15 protein-coding genes and 2 tRNA genes are annotated in these 21,604 nt (G+C 73.5%); 11 read left to right on the forward strand and 6 right to left on the reverse strand.

Features of this window, described 5'->3' with window-relative positions:
• Positions 1-236 precede the first annotated feature (236 nt).
• On the forward strand, positions 237-1,748 hold the full coding sequence (locus ABZ861_RS05965; RefSeq protein ID WP_361624309.1) for an FAD-dependent monooxygenase: 1,512 nt from the start codon (positions 237-239) through the stop codon (positions 1,746-1,748).
• 485 nt (positions 1,749-2,233) lie between these two features.
• Here the strand turns inward: ABZ861_RS05965 and pepN (ABZ861_RS05970) are convergent, their stop codons facing one another.
• The 4 genes from pepN (ABZ861_RS05970) to pepN (ABZ861_RS05985) form a co-directional block, all read right to left on the reverse strand.
• Positions 2,234-4,822: an aminopeptidase N gene (pepN, locus tag ABZ861_RS05970; RefSeq protein WP_361624312.1), complete on the reverse strand. Its 2,589-nt coding sequence runs from the start codon at positions 4,820-4,822 to the stop codon at positions 2,234-2,236.
• A gap of 272 nt (positions 4,823-5,094) precedes the next feature.
• The gene (locus ABZ861_RS05975) at positions 5,095-6,120 is read right to left on the reverse strand and encodes an aspartate-semialdehyde dehydrogenase (protein WP_361624315.1); all 1,026 of its coding nucleotides are present in this window, start codon (positions 6,118-6,120) and stop codon (positions 5,095-5,097) included.
• A 513-nt stretch (positions 6,121-6,633) separates the two neighbouring features.
• Positions 6,634-7,701 carry a hypothetical protein gene (locus ABZ861_RS05980; RefSeq protein ID WP_361624318.1) on the reverse strand — a complete coding sequence of 356 codons (1,068 nt, stop codon included), beginning with the start codon at positions 7,699-7,701 and terminating at the stop codon, positions 6,634-6,636.
• A 445-nt stretch (positions 7,702-8,146) separates the two neighbouring features.
• Entirely contained in the window at positions 8,147-10,732 is a 2,586-nt protein-coding gene (gene pepN, locus ABZ861_RS05985; protein WP_361624321.1) for an aminopeptidase N, read from the reverse strand.
• Between the two features lie 236 nt (positions 10,733-10,968).
• Here pepN (ABZ861_RS05985) and ABZ861_RS05990 point away from each other — a divergent pair, with 236 nt between their 5' ends.
• The 4 genes from ABZ861_RS05990 to ABZ861_RS06005 all read left to right on the forward strand — a co-directional run bounded on the left by ABZ861_RS05990 (position 10,969) and on the right by ABZ861_RS06005 (position 14,273).
• Entirely contained in the window at positions 10,969-11,640 is a 672-nt protein-coding gene (locus tag ABZ861_RS05990) for a DsbA family protein (RefSeq protein WP_361624324.1), read from the forward strand.
• 328 nt (positions 11,641-11,968) lie between these two features.
• Positions 11,969-12,550 (forward strand): biotin transporter BioY, encoded by a 582-nt coding sequence (locus ABZ861_RS05995; protein ID WP_361624327.1) that lies wholly within the window; start codon positions 11,969-11,971, stop codon positions 12,548-12,550.
• Between the two features lie 244 nt (positions 12,551-12,794).
• Positions 12,795-13,283, forward strand: coding sequence for a ribose-5-phosphate isomerase (locus ABZ861_RS06000; RefSeq protein ID WP_361624330.1), 489 nt, complete (start codon positions 12,795-12,797; stop codon positions 13,281-13,283).
• A gap of 180 nt (positions 13,284-13,463) precedes the next feature.
• Positions 13,464-14,273, forward strand: a complete 810-nt coding sequence (locus ABZ861_RS06005; RefSeq protein WP_361624333.1) for a DNA-formamidopyrimidine glycosylase family protein — start codon at positions 13,464-13,466, stop codon at positions 14,271-14,273.
• Between the two features lie 123 nt (positions 14,274-14,396).
• On the opposite strand, the gene ABZ861_RS06010 is transcribed toward ABZ861_RS06005, so the two are convergent.
• Positions 14,397-15,638: a GNAT family N-acetyltransferase gene (locus ABZ861_RS06010; RefSeq protein WP_361624336.1), complete on the reverse strand. Its 1,242-nt coding sequence runs from the start codon at positions 15,636-15,638 to the stop codon at positions 14,397-14,399.
• A 162-nt stretch (positions 15,639-15,800) separates the two neighbouring features.
• Here ABZ861_RS06010 and ABZ861_RS06015 point away from each other — a divergent pair, with 162 nt between their 5' ends.
• The 3 genes from ABZ861_RS06015 to ABZ861_RS06025 all read left to right on the forward strand — a co-directional run bounded on the left by ABZ861_RS06015 (position 15,801) and on the right by ABZ861_RS06025 (position 18,189).
• Positions 15,801-16,976 (forward strand): PP2C family protein-serine/threonine phosphatase, encoded by a 1,176-nt coding sequence (locus ABZ861_RS06015; protein ID WP_361624339.1) that lies wholly within the window; start codon positions 15,801-15,803, stop codon positions 16,974-16,976.
• Between the two features lie 79 nt (positions 16,977-17,055).
• Positions 17,056-17,571, forward strand: coding sequence for an HD domain-containing protein (locus ABZ861_RS06020; protein WP_361624342.1), 516 nt, complete (start codon positions 17,056-17,058; stop codon positions 17,569-17,571).
• A 423-nt stretch (positions 17,572-17,994) separates the two neighbouring features.
• Positions 17,995-18,189: a hypothetical protein gene (locus ABZ861_RS06025; protein ID WP_361624345.1), complete on the forward strand. Its 195-nt coding sequence runs from the start codon at positions 17,995-17,997 to the stop codon at positions 18,187-18,189.
• A 101-nt stretch (positions 18,190-18,290) separates the two neighbouring features.
• On the opposite strand, the gene ABZ861_RS06030 is transcribed toward ABZ861_RS06025, so the two are convergent.
• Positions 18,291-18,364 (reverse strand) — tRNA-Gly (locus ABZ861_RS06030).
• A gap of 620 nt (positions 18,365-18,984) precedes the next feature.
• Here ABZ861_RS06030 and ABZ861_RS06035 point away from each other — a divergent pair.
• The 3 genes from ABZ861_RS06035 (at position 18,985) to ABZ861_RS06045 (ending at position 21,564) form a co-directional block, all read left to right on the forward strand.
• Positions 18,985-19,061: transfer RNA gene (locus ABZ861_RS06035), tRNA-Pro, on the forward strand.
• Between the two features lie 222 nt (positions 19,062-19,283).
• Complete coding sequence (tig, locus tag ABZ861_RS06040; RefSeq protein WP_361624348.1) at positions 19,284-20,687, forward strand: trigger factor; 1,404 nt, start codon at positions 19,284-19,286, stop codon at positions 20,685-20,687.
• A 271-nt stretch (positions 20,688-20,958) separates the two neighbouring features.
• Entirely contained in the window at positions 20,959-21,564 is a 606-nt protein-coding gene (locus ABZ861_RS06045; protein ID WP_030217676.1) for an ATP-dependent Clp protease proteolytic subunit, read from the forward strand.
• Positions 21,565-21,604: the final 40 nt, after the last annotated feature.

The following is a 21,604-nucleotide window of genomic DNA, read 5'->3' on the forward strand; positions in this document are numbered from 1 at the left end:
AGTGGGCAAACAGCCGTTGGCCCACATGTGTTGGCTAACGGGCGCTGGCCGGGGAGCGTAGGTCAACGAGCGCAAGTCAACGAACGTTGGCCAACGGACGTAGGTCAACGAATGTGGACCCATCAGCGTAGGCCGACGATCGGGGGCCAACGAACGTAGGCCAACAGGCGTGGGCCAACGAACGTATGGCAACAAACGTTGACCGGAACAGTCGGCTCGGTTCCGAGGAGGCTCCCATGTCCGGCAGCACCGACCGCACAGGCACCGCACCCACCCCGGACGCCCCCGGCGACTCCTCCGCCGCCTCCACCCCCTCCGCCGCCTCCGTGATCGTCGTCGGCGCCGGCCCCACCGGACTTCTCCTGGCCGGAGACCTCGCCGCCGCAGGCATCCGCACCACCCTCGTCGAGAAGCGCCCCCACCGGATCAGCAACCTCTCGCGCGCCTTCGGCCTGCACGCCCGCACCCTGGAGATGCTCGACGCGCGCGGCCTCGCCGACGAGTTGGAGGCCGTCGGGTGCCCGCTCGCCCAGTTGCTGTTCTTCGGCGCGCTCGACATCGACCTGTCCACGCTGCCCTCGCGGTTCGGCCACCTGCTCGTCCTGCCGCAGTACGAGGTGGAGCGGGTGCTGGAGCGCCGGGCGGCGCGGGCCGGGGCGGAGTTCCGCTTCGAGACGGAGACGACCGGTCTGTCGCAGGACGCGGACGGGGTGACCGTCGAGGTCCGCGGGCCGGGCGGCCGCGCCGAGACGCTGCGGGCCGCGTACGTCGTCGGCACGGACGGGATGCACAGCACGGTGCGGAAGGCGGTGGGGCTGCCGTTCCCCGGGCGTTCGGTGATCCGTTCCATGGTGCTCGCGGACGTGCGGCTGACCGAGCCGCCCGAGGCGCCGATGACCGTCAACGCCGTGCGGGGCGCCTTCGCCCTCGTCGTGCCCTTCGGCGACGGCTACCACCGGATCGTCGGCTGGCAGTGCGAACGGGAGGCGGCCGACGACGTGCCGGTCGGCCTCGACGAGGTCCGGGAGCTGACCCGGCTCTCCCTCGGCAGCGACTTCGGCATGCACGACCCGCGCTGGCTGTCCCGCTTCCACTGCGACGAGCGCCAGGTCCCCGCCTACCGGGTCGGCCGGGTCTTCCTCGCCGGGGACGCCGCCCACGTGCACAGTCCGGCCGGCGGCCAGGGCATGAACACCGGCCTCCAGGACGCGGCCAACCTGAGCTGGAAACTCGTCCGGGTCCTCACCGGCCTGGCGCCTCAGACGCTCCTGGACACCTACCAGGCCGAGCGGCACCCGGTCGGCAAGACCGTGGTCCGCAGCAGCGGCCGCCTCATCCGCCTCGCCATGGCGCGGCGCCCCTGGACCCGGGCCCTGCGCACCGCGCTCGCCGCCTTCGTGGACGTCTACGGCCCGGTCCGCCGCATGACCGCCGGGCAGGTCACCGGCATCGGCGTCCGCTACGCCGCCCCCCGGGGCGCCCACCGCCTCGTCGGCGCGCGAGTCCCTGACGTGGCCTTCGACGGCGGCGGGCGGCTCTACGAGGCGCTGCGCGGCGGCCGGTTCGTCCTCGTGGCGCCGTGGGCGTACGAGGTCGGGCGGGAGCGCGCGGACCGGCTGGCCGCGGCGCGCTGGGCGAGCGACCGCCCCACCGCCGTGCTGGTCCGCCCCGACGGCTACGTGGCCTGGGCGGCGGACACGGCCGACCCGGGCGCCGTCGACGCCGCGCTCGCCGCCCACGTGGGCTGAACCCGGGGGCCGCGCGCTCGATCGCCCGGCCCGCGCCGTTCCGCCCGCGCGTGGCGCGAGACGGCGAGGGACGCCCGGTACGCATCCGGGCGCCCCTCACACTGCGGACCCGCCGCGGGCCGGGCGGTCAGTTCGGCCGCCGGACCCGGCAGACCAGTTCCCCGACCAGCCGGGTCACTCGGCCCGCCGACCAGCGGCCCGGACAACCGGCCCGCCGGACTTGCCTGGGCAACCGGACCCGGCGGCCCATCCTGGGCAATCGGGCTGGCGGCCCGGCCTAGACAACTGGGCCGGGCCGGTGGCCCAACCCAGGCCACCGGCCCGCTGGCCAGCCCGGTCAAGCGGCCCGCCAGGCTGGCCTAGACAACCGGGCCCGGTGGCCCAGCCTGGGTAACCGGCCCAGCCTGGGCAATCGGGCTGGCGGCCCGGCCTAGAACAACCGGCCCGGTGGCCCAACCCAGGCCACCGGCCCGCTGGCCGTCCCCTCAGCTCGCTGCCGCGTCCGCCGCCTGGGCCCTGAGCGCGCGTTCCACGCCCGAGCGGGACTCCGAGACCAGCCGGCGCAGGGCCGCGCTCGGCTCGGCGGACGCCAGCCACGCGTCCGTCAGCTCCAGCGTGTCCTCGGACACCTGCTCCGACGGGTACAGGCCGATCGCGATCTGCTGGGCCATCTCGTGCGAACGGGCGTCCCAGACGCCTTTCAGCACCTCGAAATACCGCTCGGCGTACGGTGCCAGCAGCTCGCGCTGGTCGGTCTGGGCGAAGCCCGAGATGACCGCCTCCTGGAGGGCGTTCGGGAGCTTGTCGGAGTCGACGACCGACGCCCACGCCTCGGCCTTGGCCTCCTCGGTCGGGCGGGACGCACGGGCGCTGGCCGCGTGCCGCTCGCCCGCCGCGGTCCGGTCCCGCTCGTACTCGCTGTCGATCTCCGACTCGTCGTACCGGCCGACCGCCGCGAGCCGCTGCACGAACGCCCAGCGCAGCTCGGTGTCCACGGTCAGGCCCTCGACCGTCTGGGCGCCTTCGAGCAGCGCGTTCAGCAGGTCGAGCTGTTCCGGCGTGCGGGCCGTCGCGGCGAAGGCGCGGGCCCAGGCGAGCTGGTGGTCGCTGCCCGCCTCGGCGGCGCGCAGATGCGCCAGCGTGGCGTCGGTCCAGCGGGTCAGCAGGGTGTCGCGGGCGGCCGGGGCGGCGTACTGGTCGAGGGCCAGCTTCACCTGGCGGTGCAGCGACTGCACCACGCCGATGTCGGACTCCTTGCCGATCCCGGACAGCACCAGCGCGAGGTAGTCGCGGGTGGCCAGCTCCCCGTCGCGGGTCATGTCCCAGGCGGACGCCCAGCACAGCGCGCGCGGCAGCGAGGCCGCGAAGTCGCCCAGGTGCTCGGTGACGAACGCCAGCGACCGCTCGTCCAGGCGCACCTTGGCGTAGGACAGGTCGTCGTCGTTGAGCAGGATCACCGCGGGGCGGGGGCGGCCGGTCAGCTCCGGCACGGCGGTCAGCTCGCCGTCCACGTCCAGCTCGATCCGCCCGTCCTCGGCGCGCACCAGAGCGCCGGTCGCCTCGTCCAGGTCGTACAGGCCGATCGCGATGCGGTGCGGGCGCAGCGTGGGCTCGCCCTTCGCGCCGGCCGGCAGGGCGGGCGCCTCCTGGCGGACGGCGAACGACGTGACCGTCCCGGTCCCGTCCGGGCCGTCCGTCTCGATCTCCGGGCGCAGGACGTTGATGCCGGCCGTCTGAAGCCACTTCTCCGACCAGGTCTGGAGGTCGCGCCCGGAGGTCTCCTCCAGTGCTCCCAGCAGGTCGGACAGGCGCGTGTTGCCGAAGGCGTGCCGCTTGAAGTACGCCTGCACGCCCCGGAAGAACTCGTCCATGCCGACGTACGCCACGAGCTGCTTGAGCACGCTGGCGCCCTTGGCGTAGGTGATGCCGTCGAAGTTGACGAGCACGTCGTCCAGGTCGTTGATGTCCGCCATGATCGGGTGGGTGGAGGGCAGTTGGTCCTGCCGGTACGCCCACGTCTTCATGGAGTTGGCGAAGGTGGTCCACGAGTGCGGCCAGCGCGAGCCGGGGGCGTGCGCCTGGCAGGCGATGGAGGTGTACGTGGCGAACGACTCGTTCAGCCACAGGTCGTTCCACCACTCCATGGTGACCAGGTCGCCGAACCACATGTGGGCCAGCTCGTGCAGGATCGTCTCCGCGCGCAGCTCGTAGGCGGCGTCGGTCACCTTGGACCGGAAGACGTACTGGTCGCGGATGGTCACCGCGCCCGCGTTCTCCATCGCGCCCGCGTTGAACTCCGGCACGAAGAGCTGGTCGTACTTCTCGAACGGGTACGCGTGGTCGAACTTCTCCTGGAACCAGTCGAAGCCCTGCCGGGTGACGTCGAAGACGGCGTCCGCGTCGAGGAACTCGGCGAGGGAGGGCCGGCAGTAGACGCCGAGCGGCACGGACTGCCCGTCCTTCTCGTACACGCTGTGCACGGAGTGGTACGGGCCGACGATCAGCGCCGTGACGTACGTCGAGATGCGCGGCGTCGGCGCGAACTCCCAGACGTCGCCCTGGGGTTCGGGGCTGGGCGAGTTGGACACGACGGTCCAGCCCTCGGGGGCCTTCACGGTGAACTGGAAGGCGGCCTTCAGATCGGGCTGTTCGAAGGAGGCGAAGACGCGGCGGGCGTCGGGCACCTCGAACTGGGTGTAGAGGTACGCCTGTTCGTCGACCGGGTCGACGAAGCGGTGCAGGCCCTCGCCGCTGTTGGTGTACGCGCAGTCGGCGACCACCCGCAGGACGTTGCGGCCCTGGAGCAGTCCGGGCAGGGCGATCCGCGAGTCCGCGAACGACTCGGCGGCGTCGAGCGCGTCGCCGTTCAGGGTCACCTCGTGCACGGCGGGGGCGACCAGGTCGATGAAGGACGAGGCGCCGTCCTCGGCGACGTCGAAGCGGACCGTGGTCACGGACCGGAAGACGCCGCCCTCCTGCGCGCCGGACAGGTCGAGAGCGATCTCGTACGAGTCGACGCTGAGCAGCTTCGCCCGCTGCCGCGCCTCTTCGCGAGTCAGGTTTGTGCCAGGCACGCGGTCATCTCCTCGTGGTGTGTCGGTGACGTCATCCTTCCACGCGATCCGCGCCGGACGCGATCTCCGCAATCCGCCGGTGCGGGGGCCGTGGCGGGGGCGCGGCGAGGAGGCCGCCGAGGTGCCCCCGGGCGGGCCGGGAGTGCGACGCCGGGGCCTGGCCCGGGGCGTCCCGGGGGAGACGCCGACCGGGCCCGCGGCCGGATGCCGCCGGGCCGCGGGCCGGCGGCGGGGTCCCTGGGCTACCGGGCTGAGGGCTACTGGGCCGGGGGCTACTGGGCCTGGCTCCGCAGTTCCGCCGCGACCAGCTCCACGAGCTGCACCGCGTTCAGCGCGGCGCCCTTGCGGAGGTTGTCGTTGGAGACGAACAGGGCCAGACCGTTGTCCACCGTCTCGTCGCGGCGGATGCGGCCCACGTAGGACGGGTCCTGACCGGCCGCCTGGAGCGGGGTCGGGATGTCGGAGAGCGCGACGCCCGGGGCGCCGGCCAGCAGCTCGGTCGCGCGCTCGACGCTGAGCGGCCGCGCGAAACGGGCGTTGATCTGGAGGGAGTGGCCGGAGAAGACCGGCACGCGGACGCAGGTGCCGGAGACCTTCAGCTCGGGGATCTCCAGGATCTTGCGCGACTCGTTGCGCAGCTTCTGCTCCTCGTCGGTCTCGTGCAGACCGTCGTCGACGATGTTCCCGGCCAGCGGCACCACGTTGAAGGCGATGGGGCGCTGGTAGACGGACGGCTCGGGGAAGTCCACCGCCGCGCCGTCGTGGGTGAGCCGGTCGGCCTCGGCGACCACCTTCTGCGCCTGCCCGTGCAGCTCCGCCACGCCCGCCATGCCCGAGCCGGACACCGCCTGGTAGGTGGCGACGACCAGCGCTTGGAGGCCGGCCTCCTCGTGCAGCGGCTTCAGGACGGGCATCGCGGCCATCGTCGTGCAGTTCGGGTTGGCGATGATGCCCTTGGGACGGTTCGCGACGGCGTGCGGGTTCACCTCGGCGACCACCAGCGGCACGTCGGGGTCGCGGCGCCAGGCGGAGGAGTTGTCGATCACCACGGCGCCCTGGGCGACGACCTTCTCGGCCAGCGCCCTGGAGGTCGCGCCGCCCGCGGAGAACAGCACGACGTCGAGGCCGGAGTAGTCGGCGGCGGAGGCGTCCTCCACGGTCACGCCGTCCAGCACCGTGCCCGCCGAGCGGGCCGAGGCGAACAGGCGCAGCTCGGTCACCGGGACGTCGCGCTCGGTGAGGATCCTGCGCATGACCGTGCCGACCTGACCGGTGGCTCCGACGATTCCGACCCTCACGGCGACTCCCTCGCGTTGCTGAACGTGCGTATGCGTCTACGGGTGTGTAGCACGCGTGCGTCCCAGGCGCCCCCACCATCATGGGGCCGCCCCGGGTCCGCGTGTCCAATTCTCAGCGTCGGCCGTCCCCGCGCGCGTCGCCCGGGGACGGGGACCCGCCCCGAACAGGCCCCCGGGGGCTGCGACCGGGCCCTCGGGGGCTGCGACCGACCTCGGCGAAGGCGCGGTCGCCAGGGCTCGCGCGTCGGCCGCGTGCTGCTGCGTACCTGCCCGGCCGCCGTGGGCGCATACGGCGATGTGACGCACGCCTCCGCGCCTCTGCGTCCTCATCTCCGGGCCTCACCTCCGCGCCCCGTCTCCGGGCTCCCGCATCCGCGCCCCGCCTCATGCGCCCGCGCCGCCGGGCACGCCTGCGCCGCCGGGCACGCCTGCGCCGCCGGGCACGCCTGCGCCGCCGGGCACGCCTGCGCCGCCGGGCACGCCCGCGCCTGCGCTGGCGGGGCGGCGCCGTCGCTAGCGGGGCAGCGCCACCACGTACGCGGCCGGTTCGCGGTCGGCGGCCGCCATCAGGGCGGTGCGGACCACCGTCGCCTGCTGCGCCAGGGACTCCCGCAGCTTTCTGGGGGTGAGGTGCACGAGCGTGATGCCCAGCCGCTCCAGGTCCTCGCGCTTGCGGGCGTGCTCCGACCTCAGCGCGTCCTCGTCCTGGCGGGCGCCCCGGCGGGCCGCCCGGGTGTCCAGCTCCACGGCGACCGCCTGCTCCGGCCAGTACGCGTCCGCACCGCCCAGGTGCGGGCCGCCCGGCAGGCGCAGGTCGACGTTCCACACCGGGTCGGGCAGGCCGTGCTCGCGCACCATCCGGTACAGCCGGTCCTCGGCGGCCGCCCGGCCGTCGGTCGCCAGCGCGTCCACCGCGTCCGCCACGTGCGGGCGGGACAGCAGCCGGGCCGCGGTCAGCTCTCGCACCACCGCCACGGGCTCGCAGTGCCCACAGCGAACCGCCTCCGTCAGCAGGGAGCGCACCGCGGCGGCGTCGGCCAGGCCGGCCACCGCGTCCGCCAGGGCGCGCGGCGCCGGGGCCACCGGCAGCCCGGCGACCGCGTCCGGGGCGGGCAGTTCGGCCGTGCGCACGATCCGCGCGCAGCCGGTCGAGCGCAGCCGGCGCGTCCGCGGCACCAGGACGTCGATCTGCTCCAGCGCGCACAGCGGCGGCGCGGCGGCGAAGCCGTGCAGGACGAGGGCGGCCAGGCCGGTGATCACCGCCTCCGGGAAGACCGGGCGGTGCGGCTGCCGGGCGGTCGGCTGGGCGGGCACCCCGGCCGCCGCCCGAGGCGCGGCGGTGCGCGCCGCGTACCGGAGCACCGCGTGCAGCCGCTCCTCGTCGGTGGGCGGGCCCGGGTGGAGCAGGTAGACGCCCGGCAGGAACTGCTGCCAGGGGCCGCCGGACCGGCAGTGCTCTTTCGTCTCGGCCGCCGACACGCCGTGGGCGCGCAGCCCGGCGGAGGTCATGACCCGGTGCTGTGCCTCGGCGAGGTGGCTCAGGGGGCGGGGGGAGAGGGGCGCGGGGGTGTCGTGGCTCATGCCCGGCAATTTCCCGCGCCCGCCGCGCCCTGTAACCGCTGTTACACGTCCGTCGACGAATCCGGACAACCCCGCCCTAAAGGACGGGTGTTCGGATGCCGAAAAGCCCTGGTCCGCTCCGGGCGGACCAGGGGGTTACGGCCTCCTGTGCGCGCGTCCTGTAACGATCACACCGCGCCTGATCTTTGGCCAGAGGTCGCCGCCCCCGAACCGCACGAGAGGCCGGAGAACCGGCCCGGCTCAAGAGGCGGTGGCCAGGCTTAGGAAGCGGCAGCCAGCCTCAAGAGGCCGCGGCCGGGTTCAAGTGGCCGCAGCCCGGTTCAGGAAGCGGCGCCCGGTTTCAAGAAGCGGCGGCCACGCTTAGAAAGCGGCGCGGCTCAGGAGACGGCGGAGCTCAGGAGACGGCGCGGCTCAGGAGAGGCCGGGACTCAGGAGAGGCCGGGGCTCAGGAGACGGCCGCCGCGTCGCACGCCTGCCCGCGCAGCGCCCGCGCCAGGTCGTCGCGCGACTCCAGCACCAGCCGGCGCAGCGCGGGAGCGGCGTCCGTGTGCGCCGCGAGCCACGCGTCCGCCGCCTCCAGGGTCTCGGGCGAGTCCTGCCACGCCGGGAACAGGCCCTTGACCACGTGCATGGCGATCTGGATGGACCGCTGCGCCCACACCCGCTCGATGACCTCGAAGTACTTCGGCGCGAACGGCGCCAGCAGCTCCCGCTGCGCGGGCCGGTCGAAGCCCGCGATCGTCGCCTCCACCAGCGCGTTGGACAGCGTGTCGGACTCCACCGCCTGCGCCCACGCCTGCGCCTTCACCGCGGCCGACGGACGCGCGGCCAGGCAGCGCACCTGGTGGCGCTTGCCGGAGGCGGTGTCGTCCCGGGCCAGCTCGTCGGCGAGCGCCTTCTCGTCCGCCGCGCCGTGCGCCGCCAGCGGCTCCAGGAACGCCCAGCGCAGCTCCTGGTCCACCTCCAGGCCCGCGATCTCCTCGGCGCCGTCCAGCAGCCCCTTCAGCATCTCCAGATCGGCCGGCGCCGACGCCGTCGACGCGTAGAAGCGGGCCCAGGCGAGCTGGTGCTCGCTGCCCGGCTCGGCCTGCCGCAGCTCGGCCAGCGCGCCCTGGGCGAGCGCCCGCGCGGCCTCCGCGCGCCGGTCCGGGGCCACGTAGTGCACCAGCGCCGAGTCCGCCCACGCGTGCAGCATCTGGAGCACGCCGATGTCGGACTCGCCGTCCGCGAACCGCAGCACCAGGTCGATGAAGTCCCGGGCCGGCAGCAGCGCGTCCCGGGTCAGGTTCCACAGCGCCGACCAGCACAGCGCGCGGGCCAGCGGGTCGGTGAGCGCGCCCAGGTGCGCGTGCAGCGTCGCCAGCGAGTTCTCGTCGAAGCGGATCTTGCAGTAGGTGAGGTCGTCGTCGTTGACCAGCACCAGGTCCGGGGCGTCCTGGCCGGCCAGCTCCGCGATCACCGTCCGGGCGCCCTGTACGTCCGCCTCGGCGCGCGCGTACCGCTCCAGCGCGCCGACCTGGGACCGCTGGTACAGGCCCACCGCCACCCGGTGCGGGCGCAGCTCGGGGTGGGACTCGGCGGCCTCCTGCACCACGGCCAGCTCGGCGATCCGGCCCTCGGCGTCCAGCAGCACCTGCGGGGTCAGCGCGTTCACGCCCGCCGTCTGGAGCCAGGACCGCGCCCACGCGCCCATGTCCCGGCCGCTGGTCTCCTCCAGCACCGCGAGCAGGTCGCCCAGCCGGGTGTTGCCGTAGGCGTGCCGCTTGAAGTAGCGGCGCGCGCCCTCCAGGAACGCGTCCTGGCCGACGTAGGCCACGAGCTGCTTCAGGACGGAGGCGCCCTTGGCGTAGGTGATGCCGTCGAAGTTCAGCTTGGCGTCCTGGAGGTCGCGGATGTCCGCGGTGACCGGATGCGTGGACGGGAGCTGGTCGGCGCGGTAGGCCCACGCCTTGCGGCGGTTGGCGAAGGTGATCCAGCCGTCGGTGAAGCGGGTCGCGCCGACCAGGGAGAAGGCGCCCATGAAGTCCGCGAAGGACTCCTTGAGCCACAGGTCGTCCCACCACCGCATGGTGACCAGGTCGCCGAACCACATGTGCGCCATCTCGTGCAGGACGGTGTTGGCCCGCGCCTCGTAGGACGCCTGGGTCACCTTGCCGCGGAAGATGTACTCCTCGCGGAAGGTCACCAGACCCGGGTTCTCCATCGCGCCCAGGTTGTACTCGGGCACGAACGCCTGGTCGTACTTGCCGAACGGGTACGGGTAGTCGAAGCGGTCGTGGAAGAAGTCCAGGCCCTGCTTGGTGACCAGGAAGACGTCGTCGGCGTCGAAGTGCTTGGCCAGCCCCTTGCGGCACAGGGCGCCCAGCGGGATCTCCAGCCGCGTGCCGTCCGCGAACTCCCGCTCGTAGGAGTCGGTGACGTAGTGGTAGGGGCCCGCCACGACGCATGTGATGTACGTCGAGATCGGCTTCGTCTCCGCGAACCGCCACACCCCGTCGTGCCGCTCGCCGGCCCCGTTGCTCCACACCGTCCAGTCCTCCGGCGCGCGCACCTCGAAGCGGAACGGGGCCTTGAGGTCGGGCTGTTCGAAGCCGGCGAAGACCCGGCGGGCGTCGGCCGGCTCGTACTGGGTGTAGAGGTAGACCTCGCCGTCCTCCGGGTCGACGAAGCGGTGCAGGCCCTCGCCGGTGCGCGAGTAGGCGCACTGGGCGTCGACCACCAGCTCGTTGTCGGCGGCCAGGTCCTCCAGGGCGATCCGGGCGCCGTCGAAGACCTCGCCGGGGTCGAGGTCCCGGCCGTTGAGCGAGACCGCGGTGACGCTCGGCGCGATCAGGTCCGCGAAGGCGGAGGCGCCCGGCTCGTTGCAGCGGAACCGGATCGTCGTGACGGACCGGAACGTGCGCGGCCCCTCGCCCTCGCCCGGCCCCTCGCCGACCGCGGAGCGCACGTCGAGGGACACCTCGTACCCGTCGACCGACAGCAGTGCGGCCCGCTCCCGGGCTTCGTCGCGGGACAGATTCTCACCGGGCACGGGGGTGACTCCCTAGGGTCGTGGTCAGGGCGCGGACGGGATGATCCTCCCATGCGGCTCTGACGTGCGGCAGCGGGAATGCGGCGGGAGAGGAGCGATGTTGGCCGTTCAGAGGGCTCGCGTCCGCGGGGACCGCGCGCCGCGGCACGCCGGTTCCCGCGGACGGGCCGTCCCCCGACGGTTCCCCCTGCCGCACACCGATCCTGTACCGAGAAGACTTCGTCCCGAGGAGCGCCATGTCCGAGACCGCCCCGACCGCCCCTGCCACCGGCAAGACGCCGGTCGACTTCTGGTTCGACCCGCTGTGCCCCTGGGCTTGGATGACCTCCCGCTGGGTGCTGGAGGTGGAGAAGATGCGCGACATCGAGATCCGCTGGCACATCATGAGCCTGGCCGTGCTGAACGAGCCCAGGCTGGACGAGCTGCCCGAGGAGTACCGGGAGCTGCTGACCACCCAGGCGTGGGCCCCGATCCGCGTGGTGACCGCGGCCTGGCAGAAGCACGGGCAGGACGTCCTCGGCCCCCTCTACACCGCGCTCGGCACCCGCTTCCACAACCGTGGCGAGGGCGCGACCCGTGAGGCCATCGCCGGCGCGCTGGAGGAGGCCGGCCTGCCCGCCGACCTGATCGAGTACGCCGACCAGGAGGACTTCGAGTTCGACGCCGAGCTGCGCGCCTCCCACAAGGAGGGCATCGACAAGGTGGGCCAGGACGTCGGCACCCCGGTCATCGCGCTCCCCGGCCCCGACGGCGAGCAGGTCGCCTTCTTCGGCCCGGTCGTCACCCCCGCTCCCCAGGGCGAGCACGCGGCCCGTCTGTGGGACGGCGCCGTGGCGGTCGCCTCGGTCCCCGGCTTCTACGAGATCAAGCGCAGCCGCACGGTGGGCCCGGACTTCAGCAACCTGTAGCAGCGGTCCGGAGCGCTAGAGGCGCGGAGGCCCCCCACGTGCTGCGTGGGGGGCCTCCGCGTCGCGTGGGCCTCCGGGGACGTGTGTCAGCGCCACGCGGCCCGCTTCTTTGGCGGGTTCCGACAGACGGCCCGCGCGCCGCGTCTCCCGCCCAGTTCACATGACCTCAGTGACCAGGCTCACGCCCGGCGGCGCGTCCCCCGCATCCTTTGTGCGGAGCCGACCAAGAGCGTGATCACGCCTTTGTCGAGCGCTGACGGTGATCTCCGGGAGGCGGCCGGTATAGCGTCGCGGTGTTCCCCTGTGCCCACACCCCCGCGGAGTCCCCATGAGCACCGCCACCGCCCCGGCTCGGCCCGGCGCCGTCCTCGCCGACCTCCTTCCGTCGTCCCGCGTGCGCGACGCCGCCCTCGTGGCCGGCGGCGCCGTGCTCACCGGCCTCGCGGCCCAGCTCACCGTCCCGGTGCCCGGCTCCCCGGTGCCGGTGACCGGCCAGACCTTCGCCGCCCTGCTGGTGGGCACCGCGCTCGGCGCCCGCCGCGGCTTCCTCTCCCTCGCCCTGTACGCGCTCGCCGGGGTGGCCGGTGTGCCGTGGTTCGCGGACGGCGGCGCCGGCTCGGGCGCCGTCTCCTTCGGCTACGTGCTCGGCATGCTGCTCGCCTCCGCCCTCGTCGGCGCGCTGGCGCGGCGCGGCGCCGACCGCTCCCCGCTGCGCATGGCGGGCACGATGCTCCTCGGCGAGGCGGTCATCTACGCCGTCGGCGTGCCCTACCTCGCCCTGGCCGCCCACCTGTCCGCCTCCGCCGCCATAGCCGCGGGTCTCACCCCCTTCCTGATCGGCGACGCCGTCAAGGCCGCCCTCGCGATGGGCGCGGTGCCCGCCGCGTGGAAGCTGCTCGGCCGCCGGTGAGCGCCTGGTCGCGCACCGCGCGACGTACGTAAGGCCGAGCGAAGCGCGAGGCAGACGAAGCGTGCGGCAGTAAGCGAAGGAGGGAGGGCGCCCGGCCGGGCGGCCTCCCTCCTTCGCGTCGCGGTGTCCGCCCGAGCGCGCGGTCGGCGTGCGCGGAGAAGGAACCGGAGGTCGGGTCGGCGGCGGACATCTCGCCGAAGCACCTGGCGAGCTCGCTCGGCAGGGGCCGTGTCACACTCGGACCATGCGCGTGTATCTCGGCTCGGACCATGCCGGCTTCGAACTCAAGAACCACCTCGTCGAGTGGCTCAAGGAGGCGGGACACGAGCCCGTCGACTGCGGGCCGCACGTCTACGACGCCCAGGACGACTACCCGCCCTTCTGCCTGCGCGCCGCCGAGCGCACCGCCGGCGACTCGGACTCCCTCGGCATCGTGATCGGCGGTTCCGGCAACGGCGAGCAGATCGCGGCGAACAAGGTCAAGGGCGTCCGGGCGGCGCTCGCCTGGAGCGAGGAGACCGCGTCGCTCGGCCGGCAGCACAACGACGCCAACGTCGTCGCGGTGGGCGCCCGCATGCACACGACGGAGCAGGCCACCAAGTTCGTCGAGACCTTCCTCGCCACGCCGTTCTCCGGCGACGAGCGCCATGTCCGCCGCATCGACATGCTCACCGACTACGAGACGACGGGCGACCTCCCGCCGGTCCCGGCCCACCACCCGCAGCAGGACTGACCTGCCTCCCCGCCGCGTCCCGTCCGGTCCGTACGGGCGGGACCGCGGCGGACGGCGGACCGGGCGCCGATCCGACGAGGCGGCCGGCGGGCCGCGACGGTCGTTTCCGGGGCCAGGACCAAGGCCAGGACTGAGGCCAGGACCAAGACAAGGATCAGGATCAGGAAGGGGCAGGTCGCCGTGCCAGAGGGGCACACCATCCACCGGCTCGCGCAGGACTACGCCGCCCGCTTCTCGGGCACGGCGCCGCGCGTGACGAGCCCCCAGGGCAAGTTCTCCGACGCCGCCGCGCTCCTGGACGGCTCGGAGCTGACCCGCACCGAGGCCCACGGCAAGCACCTGTTCCTGGGCTTCCGCGACGGCGAGTGGGTGCACGTCCACCTCGGCCTGTTCGGCAGAGTGGCCTTCGGCGCCGCCCCGGCGCCGCCGCCCGCGGACACCGTCCGGCTGCGTCTGGCGAACGCGGCGTCGTACGTCGACCTGCGCGGCCCCGCCCTCTGCGCGCTGATCACCGACGACGAGAAGGCGGCCGTGCACGACCGCCTCGGCCCCGACCCGCTGCGCGCCGACGCCGACCCGGCCGCCGCCTACGCCCGGGTGCGCCGCAGCCGTACGACCATCGCAGCCCTCCTGATGGACCAGAAGGTCATCGCCGGCGTCGGCAACGTCTACCGCGCCGAGGTCCTCTTCCGGCACGGCGTGGACCCCTACCGCGCGGGCAGGGACGTCGCCCCCGCCGAGTGGGACGCGCTCTGGAGCGATCTCGTCGCCCTTATGCGCGACGGCGTCCGCGACAACCGCATCGACACCGTCCGCCCCGAGCACACGCCCGAAGGGATGGGCCGCGCGCCGCGCGTGGACGACCACGGCGGCGAGGTCTACGTCTACCGCCGGGCGACCCTGCCCTGCCACGTCTGCGGCGCCGAGATCCGCACCGCCGAGCTGGCCGCCCGCAACCTCTTCTGGTGCCCGACCTGCCAGAGACCCTGACGACGAGCCCGGGGCTGGGCCCTAGCCCGAGCCCTGGCCCGCGGTCCGCGCCCGTGGGGCCGCCCGGCGCCTGGACCCAGGCCGCGAGGTCCGCGGCGCCCCGGTCGTGCCGCGCCCGACGCGTCAGAACCCGTACGGCAGCCAGGGGGCCACCGCCGAGCCGAAGGCGACCGACGCCTCCGCCAGCGCGCCGGGGCTCAGCTCCCGCACCCGTCCGGCCGCCGCCAGCGCCGTCAGCGCCACCCCGCCGAGGTAGGCCGCCCCCAACTCCCGCACAGACAGCGCCAGATCGGCCGGGTCACGGGTCCGCTCGCACGACGCCCCCTTCGCGTCCCCGCACAGCCGCCACCGTCCGGCGTTCCAGCCGCAGAACGCGTCCTCCACCTCGAACACCACGTCCACCGGCGTCAGATACGTCCGCGCCGCCAGCGCCGCCCCCACGTCGACCAGGCGCACGTACAGCGCGTCCTGCCACCGCGGCCGGCACCGCCGGATGTCCGAGACCAGGTACTGCCAGGCGTCGTCGACGGGCCGCCTGCGCATCGACAGGGTCGTCGTCAGGTCGACGCCGAACAGGAACCGCCACAGCGCCGCGTCGGTCGCCGGATCGAGCGCGGCCAGATCCTCCAGCCGCACCGTGCCGTCATGACCGGCGACCCCCCAGCCGAGTTTGGTGCGGAACCGGGCGAACCCCGTGACCTCGCCGTCCCGTTCGGCGACCACGCACAGCAGCGGCGACGCCCCGTCCCGCTCGTTCTCCGGGTCCAGCAGCCCGGCCCGCTCCCAGCCCGGCTGCCGGGCGAGCATGCCGGGCCGGCGCGGCACCGTGCGCGCGTACACCGCCTCGCAGGCGCCGAGCGCCTCGGCGCAGTCCGCGTAGCGCAGCCGTACGCCGTCGGCGCCGGGCGGCGCGATCAGCGCGGCCCGGCTCGTGTCGATCTCCGCGTCGAGCTGGAACGTCGCCGCGCCGTACCCGAACCGCCCGTAGATCGCGGGCTCGGAGGCGGTCAGCGCCGCCAGCGGCTCGCCCCAGTCCCGCACGTCGTCCAACTGCCGGCGCATCATCGACGTCAGCACGCCGCGCCGCCGGTGGGTCGCGGCCACGGTGACCATGGTGATCCCGGCGGTGGCCGCCTGCGCGCCGCCGGGCAGGGTCATCCGGAAGCGGTACGCCCCCGCCGTGCCCACGCACGCGTCCTCGTCCCAGACGCCCAGCGAACGGTCGAACTCGGTCAGCGAACGGCTCAGCTCCCGCTCCTCGGGCGCCGCCAGGCGACCTCCGAAGGCACGGTCGACCTGGTCGTACCAAGAATCGAACTCGCCACGTCGCAGCACCCTCGGACCCGTCTCGCGATCAGTCGCCATGAGACATGCCTACCAAAGGGCCGTCGACGGGGCGACGCCTTTTCCGCCAGACGCGAGCGCGACGGCCGCCTTCCGACCCGTCCGCGGCCCTGCGCCCCAGACGAGGGATAAGTCGGACCTCCCGTGCCAAGGAGCGGGTCCGATGGATAAGGTCCCGAACTGATGGCAGTACTCAGACGGCGCGCGGAAGCCGAGACGTTCACGGCCCGGTTGAAGGTGCAGTGGCACCGGGTCCGCGTCGGCGTGCGCCGGGCCGCCGTCGACTACTTCCGGGGGGACGGCTCGGACTGGATCGCGCTCGGCGGTCTGCTGCTCACCATTCCGCTGCTCGCGGCGCTCACCCTGCTCGACCCGGTGTGGTTCTCGCCGGTCGCCCTGGTGCTGCCCATCGTCGCCGGCGGCCTGCTGCTGCGCCCGGCGAGCCTGCTCGGTCTGTACGCGACGGCGGCCACCGCGCTGATCGTGGAGTCCGTGCGGCTCGGCCCGTACACCGAGGGCCCCTCCAGGGTCACCCCCGGGGTGGTGCTGGTGGTCGCCGCGTGCGGCCTGTTCGGCCTGCTGATCGCGCAGTTCCGCAGCCGGGTGGGCGTGCCCTGGCGGCGCGGCGGCACCATGCTCTTCGACCTGCGCGAGCGCATCCGCGTGCAGAGCAAGCTGCCGCAACTGCCCGGCGGCTGGCACCGCGAGATGGCGCTGCGCCCGGCCGGCGGCCAGTCCTTCTCCGGCGACTTCGTGGTCGCGGCCCGCACCAACGGCGGACGCACTATGGAGGTCGTCCTCACCGACGTGTCGGGCAAGGGCATGGACGCGGGCTCCCGGGCGCTGCTGCTGTCCGGTGCGTTCGGCGGCCTGCTCGGCAGCCTTCCGCCGCACGCCTTCCTGCCCGCGGCCAACGGCTACCTGCTGCGCCAGGACTGGGAGGAGGGCTTCGCCACGTCCATCCACCTGGTCCTCGACTTGGACTCCGGCGACTACGAGCTGTACTCCGCCGGACATCCGCCCGGCCTCCAGCTCAACGCGGGCGGCGGCCGCTGGGAGGAGAAGGCGGCCGAGGGCCCGCTCCTCGGGGTGTACGACGGCGCCCAGTTCGACCCGGTGAAGGGCTCCCTGCGTCCCGGCGACGTCCTGATGCTGTTCACCGACGGTCTGGTGGAGACGGCCGAGCGGGACATCGCCGAGGGCCTGGACCGCCTCACCGGGGAGGCCGACCGCTACGTGGCCGGCGGCTTCCACGGCGCCGCCTGGCATCTGATCGAGGCGGTGGCCAAGGACGTCAACGACGACCGCGCGCTGCTGCTGATCTGCCGCGAGGGCGCCACCGCCCAGGCCCTGCGCTGACGCCGTTCGCGCCCCCTACGGGACGGACGGCCCTTCACCTGGACGGGTGACTCCCGCCCCGGACCCGCACACTGGACGGGTGACCCCTGACCCGGACCCCGACCCTCACCTGCACCCGCACCCGCTCCTCACCCTGGCCGAGGTCGAGGCCCTGGCCCGCGCCGCCCACGCCGGTCAGACCGACAAGGCCGGCCGCCCCTACGCCGAGCACCTGCACGCCGTCGCCGAGGGCGTGCGCGCCCGGGGCGGCGACGCAGACCAGATCGCGGCGGCCTGGCTGCACGACGCCGTCGAGGACGGCGCACTGGCCGGACAGTGGCTGAACGAGGCGCCGTTGAGCCGCCGTACGAAGGACGTCGTGCGCGCGGTCACCAAGCGGGCGGGGGAGGGGCCCCGGGAGTACGCCCGGCGGATCCTCGCCACGCCCGGCGCGGCGCTGGTCAAGCAGGCGGACCTGGCGCACAACGCGGACCCGGCCCGCCTGGCCGTCCTCGACGAGGCCACCCGCGTCCGGCTGACCGAGAAGTACGCGCGGATGCGCGCACTCCTCGGACTCACGGACGGCGCGGCGGGGGAAGAGCGCCGAGGGGACTGAGCGGGCCGACTGGGCAGGGAGGGCTGAGCGGACGCCCGGGACATGGCGACGTTCGTGTGATCGAGAAGGTGACGGCTGACACGTCGTGCACGCCGTTCCCGCACACTTTCCCGCCCCCGACGTCCGGTTCGTCACGACGAGTTGCGCGAGGGAGGCCGTATCTCCGTGCGATATGCGCGTCACGTGCGAACGCGATGCGTGGACATGGAAAAGGCCCGCCGAACGCGGCGTCGACGTAGGCTGTTGGGCGCGACGGAGCGGCGGCCGGGCGCCGCGGGCGCCGGGCGCCAGGGGTGCGGAGCGGGCCGACGATGCGTCAGGTGCGGCATAAGCACGCCCCGTTGGTGGCACGATGGTTCCAGCGGGGGCGCGGGACGGCGTCGCCGGGCCGGGAGAGCGGACCGACCGAGGGTGTGATCAGTTGTGGCCATTTCACTGTCAGTGGTGCTCTTGTTGGCAGTCATTCTGGTGGTGTTGATCAGAGGGGGATCCATCAAGGCCGGGCCGGCGATCATCGCCGTGCTCTTCGGCTTCTTCCTCGCCTCCACCGGCATGGCCCCGTCGATCAGCCGCTTCATGAACTCGATAGCGGAGACGATCAACTCGATCAGCTTCTGACGCGGGCGGACCCCCGGCCGGCGCCGGGGTCCGCCGCCACACCCCCGGACACGACACAGGGCCAGGCGGAGAAGCGAACCTCCGGCCTGGCCCTGCACCAGTGGAGCGGGCGACGGGAATCGAACCCGCGTAGCCAGTTTGGAAGACTGGGGCTCTACCATTGAGCTACGCCCGCACATGACGCGCGCCGCGCATCGAGCGGCCGCGGCACACAAGGCATCGTAGCGGGTCCTGGCCCGCCGACGCACACTCCTTCACTGGGACCCGCCCTCCGGCTTCCCCGGACCCGCCCTCCGGCTTCCCCGGCACCTGCCTTCGGGCTAACCCGAGGTCTCCGGCTTCGGCTCTCCCGGGACCGCCCGCTCCGAGACGCCCCGCGCGCCGCGCTCCCGGCACCCCGCGCGCCGCGCTCCCGGCCCCCGCGCGGCCGTCTCCCCAGCCTCACCGGCCCCACCGCCTGCGCCAGTCACGTCGCCGCGTCACGCCCCGCTCCCGCCCCGGCACCCTTCGTGACCGTCTCGCCCGCCTCGCCGCCCGCACCGATCACGCTGGCCACGTCGCCGTATCGCACCCCGCCCCCGAGTCTCGCCCCCGCCTTCGCCGCGCGTTCACCCCTACGCCGTTCGTGTGTCGTGCCAGCGGGCACGGCGTGTTCGCGCCATCGGCGTGCGCCCCGGCGTGCACGGGGGCGGATGCGCGGCGGGGCGGGCGGAGGACGGGGGGCGCTCGCGGGGGCGCACGGGAAATACGGCGGCCGTACTGGCCGCGGGGCATGTACCCTCGTCTCGCACCAGACGGGGTGTGGCGCAGCTTGGTAGCGCGTCCGCTTTGGGAGCGGAAGGCCGTGGGTTCAAATCCCGCCACCCCGACCACCCGCCGGCCGCCGGCCGGCGCCGCCTTCCGCGGTGCGTCGGCGCCGCCCCGCGCGCCGGTTTCGATCGGCTTTTGGGGCGTTGAGCGGCTGCGGCTACTATGCAGACTGCGCGGCCCGTGTGTCCGGCCCCCAGGGCCTACGAACTCCTTCGGGCGGCGATCCGCCGGACCCTCGCCGGTTCCGGCGACACCCAAGAAGTCAGCCACAAGGAGACCGAACCGTGAAGAGCGCCGTGGAGACCCTGAACCCGACCCGGGTTCGGCTCACTGTCGAGGTGCCCTTCGAGGAGCTCAAGGACAGCCTCGACGCGGCGTACAAGAAGATCAACCAGCAGGTCACGGTGAAGGGCTTCCGCAAGGGCAAGATCCCGGCCCGGGTCATCGACCAGCGGTTCGGCCGCGGTGCGGTGCTGGAGGAGGCCGTCAACGAGGCCCTTCCGCGCTTCTACACCGACGCCGTCAACGAGGCCGAGCTGAACCCGCTGGGCCAGCCCGAGGTCGACATCACCGAGCTGAAGGACGGCGAGACGCTGAACTTCACCGCCGAGGTCGACATCCGCCCGGCCATCGAGATCCCGGACTACTCCGGCATCGAGGTCGAGGTCGACGCGATCGAGGTCACCGACGAGGACGTCGACAAGGCCGTGGAGCAGCTCCGCGAGCGCTTCGCCTCCACCGCCCCGGTGGAGCGCGCCGCCGCGGACGGCGACGTCGTCACCATCGACCTGGAGGCCAAGGTCGACGGCGAGGTGCTGGAGGACGGCATCGCCAGCGGCGTCTCCTACACCATCGGCTCCGGCGAGCTGCTGGACGGCGTCGACGAGGCCGTGACGGGCCTGGAGGCCGGTGGCGAGGCCACCTTCGCCTCCGAGCTGAAGGGCGGCTCCGCGGCCGGCCGCGAGGCCGAGGTCACCGTCAAGGTCACCGAGGTCGCCGCCCGCGAACTGCCCGAGCTGGACGACGACTTCGCGCAGCTCGCCTCCGAGTTCGACACCCTCGAGGAGCTGCGCGCGGACAGCCGCAAGCGCCTCCAGGACATGAAGCAGTTCGACCAGGCCACGCAGGCCCAGGAGCGCGTCCTGGAGAAGCTGCTGGAGCTGGTGGAGGTCCCGGTCCCCGACAAGCTGCTCGAGGACGAGATCAACACCCGCAAGCACAACCTGGAGCACCACCAGCTCGGGCAGATGGGCCTGACCCTCGACAAGTACCTGGAGATCCAGGGCAAGACCGCCGAGGAGTTCGACGCCGAGACCCGCGAGGCCGCGGTCAAGGGCATCAAGACCCAGTTCGTGCTCGACGAGCTGGTCAACAAGGAGCAGCTCAACGTCAACCAGGAGGAGCTGACCGAGCACCTCATGCGGCGCGCCGCCTCCTCCGGCATGTCCCCCGACCAGTTCGCCCAGGCCGTAGTGCAGCAGAACCAGGTTCCGCTGCTGGTCGGCGAGGTCGCCCGCGGCAAGGCCCTGGCCGTCGTGGTCGAGGCCGCGACCGTGAAGGACTCCAACGGCGAGACCGTCGACCTGGACGACGAAGAGGACGAGACGGCCGAGGCGGACGAGACGGGCGAAGCGGCCGCGACCGCCGGGACCGCGACCGCCGAGGGCGAGGAGAAGGCCGAGGGCTGACCTGCCCGAAGCCGCGCCGCGCCGGCGACGTACGTACGATGGGCCTCGGGGCGCTCCCCGGGGCCCATCGGCCTGTTCCCGGGCCCCGGCGCTACGCCCCCGGCGAACACTCCGGTCTGCGGGATTCCCCGAAGGGAGCCGCGCGTTAGGGTCCATGAATACGAGGGCAGGGGAGTCCCCTAGCAGCGCCGGACGGCCCCACGCCCCGGCAGAACACGTGAGACGGCCCGGCGCCGTCGTAAGACGAGCAGGTGGATACGTGACGAATCTGATGCCCTCCGCCGCCGGCGAGCCCTCCATCGGCGGCGGCCTCGGCGACCAGGTCTACAACCGGCTGCTGGGCGAGCGGATCATCTTCCTCGGCCAGCCGGTCGACGACGACATCGCGAACAAGATCACCGCACAGCTTCTGCTCCTTGCCGCCGACCCGGACAAGGACATCTACCTGTACATCAACAGCCCCGGCGGTTCGATCACGGCGGGCATGGCGATCTACGACACCATGCAGTTCATCAAGAACGACGTGGTGACCATCGCCATGGGTCTGGCGGCCTCGATGGGGCAGTTCCTGCTCAGCGCGGGCACGCCCGGCAAGCGCTTCGCGCTGCCGAACGCCGAGATCCTGATCCACCAGCCCTCCGCCGGTCTCGCGGGCTCGGCCTCGGACATCAAGATCCACGCCGAGCGGCTGCTGCACACCAAGAAGCGCATGGCCGAGCTGACCTCGCAGCACACCGGCCAGTCGGTCGAGCAGATCACCCGGGACTCCGACCGCGACCGTTGGTTCGACGCCTTCGAGGCCAAGGAGTACGGCCTCATCGACGACGTCATCCCCACGGCCGCCGGAATGCCGGGCGGCGGCGGCACCGGGGCCTGAGCCGCACACCGGAGGGCCGCGCGCCCCCAGCCAGCCCCCA

The sequence above is a fragment of the Streptomyces sp. NPDC046985 genome (genome assembly GCF_040644415.1).
Classification (GTDB): Bacteria; Actinomycetota; Actinomycetes; order Streptomycetales; family Streptomycetaceae; genus Streptomyces.

Bases quoted from the DNA above. Each gene is read 5' to 3' on its own strand.
- ABZ861_RS05995 (WP_361624327.1), top strand. From the start codon at position 11,969: ATGAGCACCGCCACCGCCCCGGCTCGGCCCGGCGCCGTCCTCGCCGAC.
- ABZ861_RS06000 (WP_361624330.1), top strand. From the start codon at position 12,795: ATGCGCGTGTATCTCGGCTCGGACCATGCCGGCTTCGAACTCAAGAAC.
- ABZ861_RS05980 (WP_361624318.1), bottom strand. From the start codon at position 7,701: ATGAGCCACGACACCCCCGCGCCCCTCTCCCCCCGCCCCCTGAGCCAC.
- ABZ861_RS06010 (WP_361624336.1), bottom strand. From the start codon at position 15,638: ATGGCGACTGATCGCGAGACGGGTCCGAGGGTGCTGCGACGTGGCGAG.
- ABZ861_RS06045 (WP_030217676.1), top strand. From the start codon at position 20,959: ATGCCCTCCGCCGCCGGCGAGCCCTCCATCGGCGGCGGCCTCGGCGAC.
- ABZ861_RS06015 (WP_361624339.1), top strand. From the start codon at position 15,801: ATGGCAGTACTCAGACGGCGCGCGGAAGCCGAGACGTTCACGGCCCGG.
- ABZ861_RS05990 (WP_361624324.1), top strand. From the start codon at position 10,969: ATGTCCGAGACCGCCCCGACCGCCCCTGCCACCGGCAAGACGCCGGTC.
- ABZ861_RS05965 (WP_361624309.1), top strand. From the start codon at position 237: ATGTCCGGCAGCACCGACCGCACAGGCACCGCACCCACCCCGGACGCC.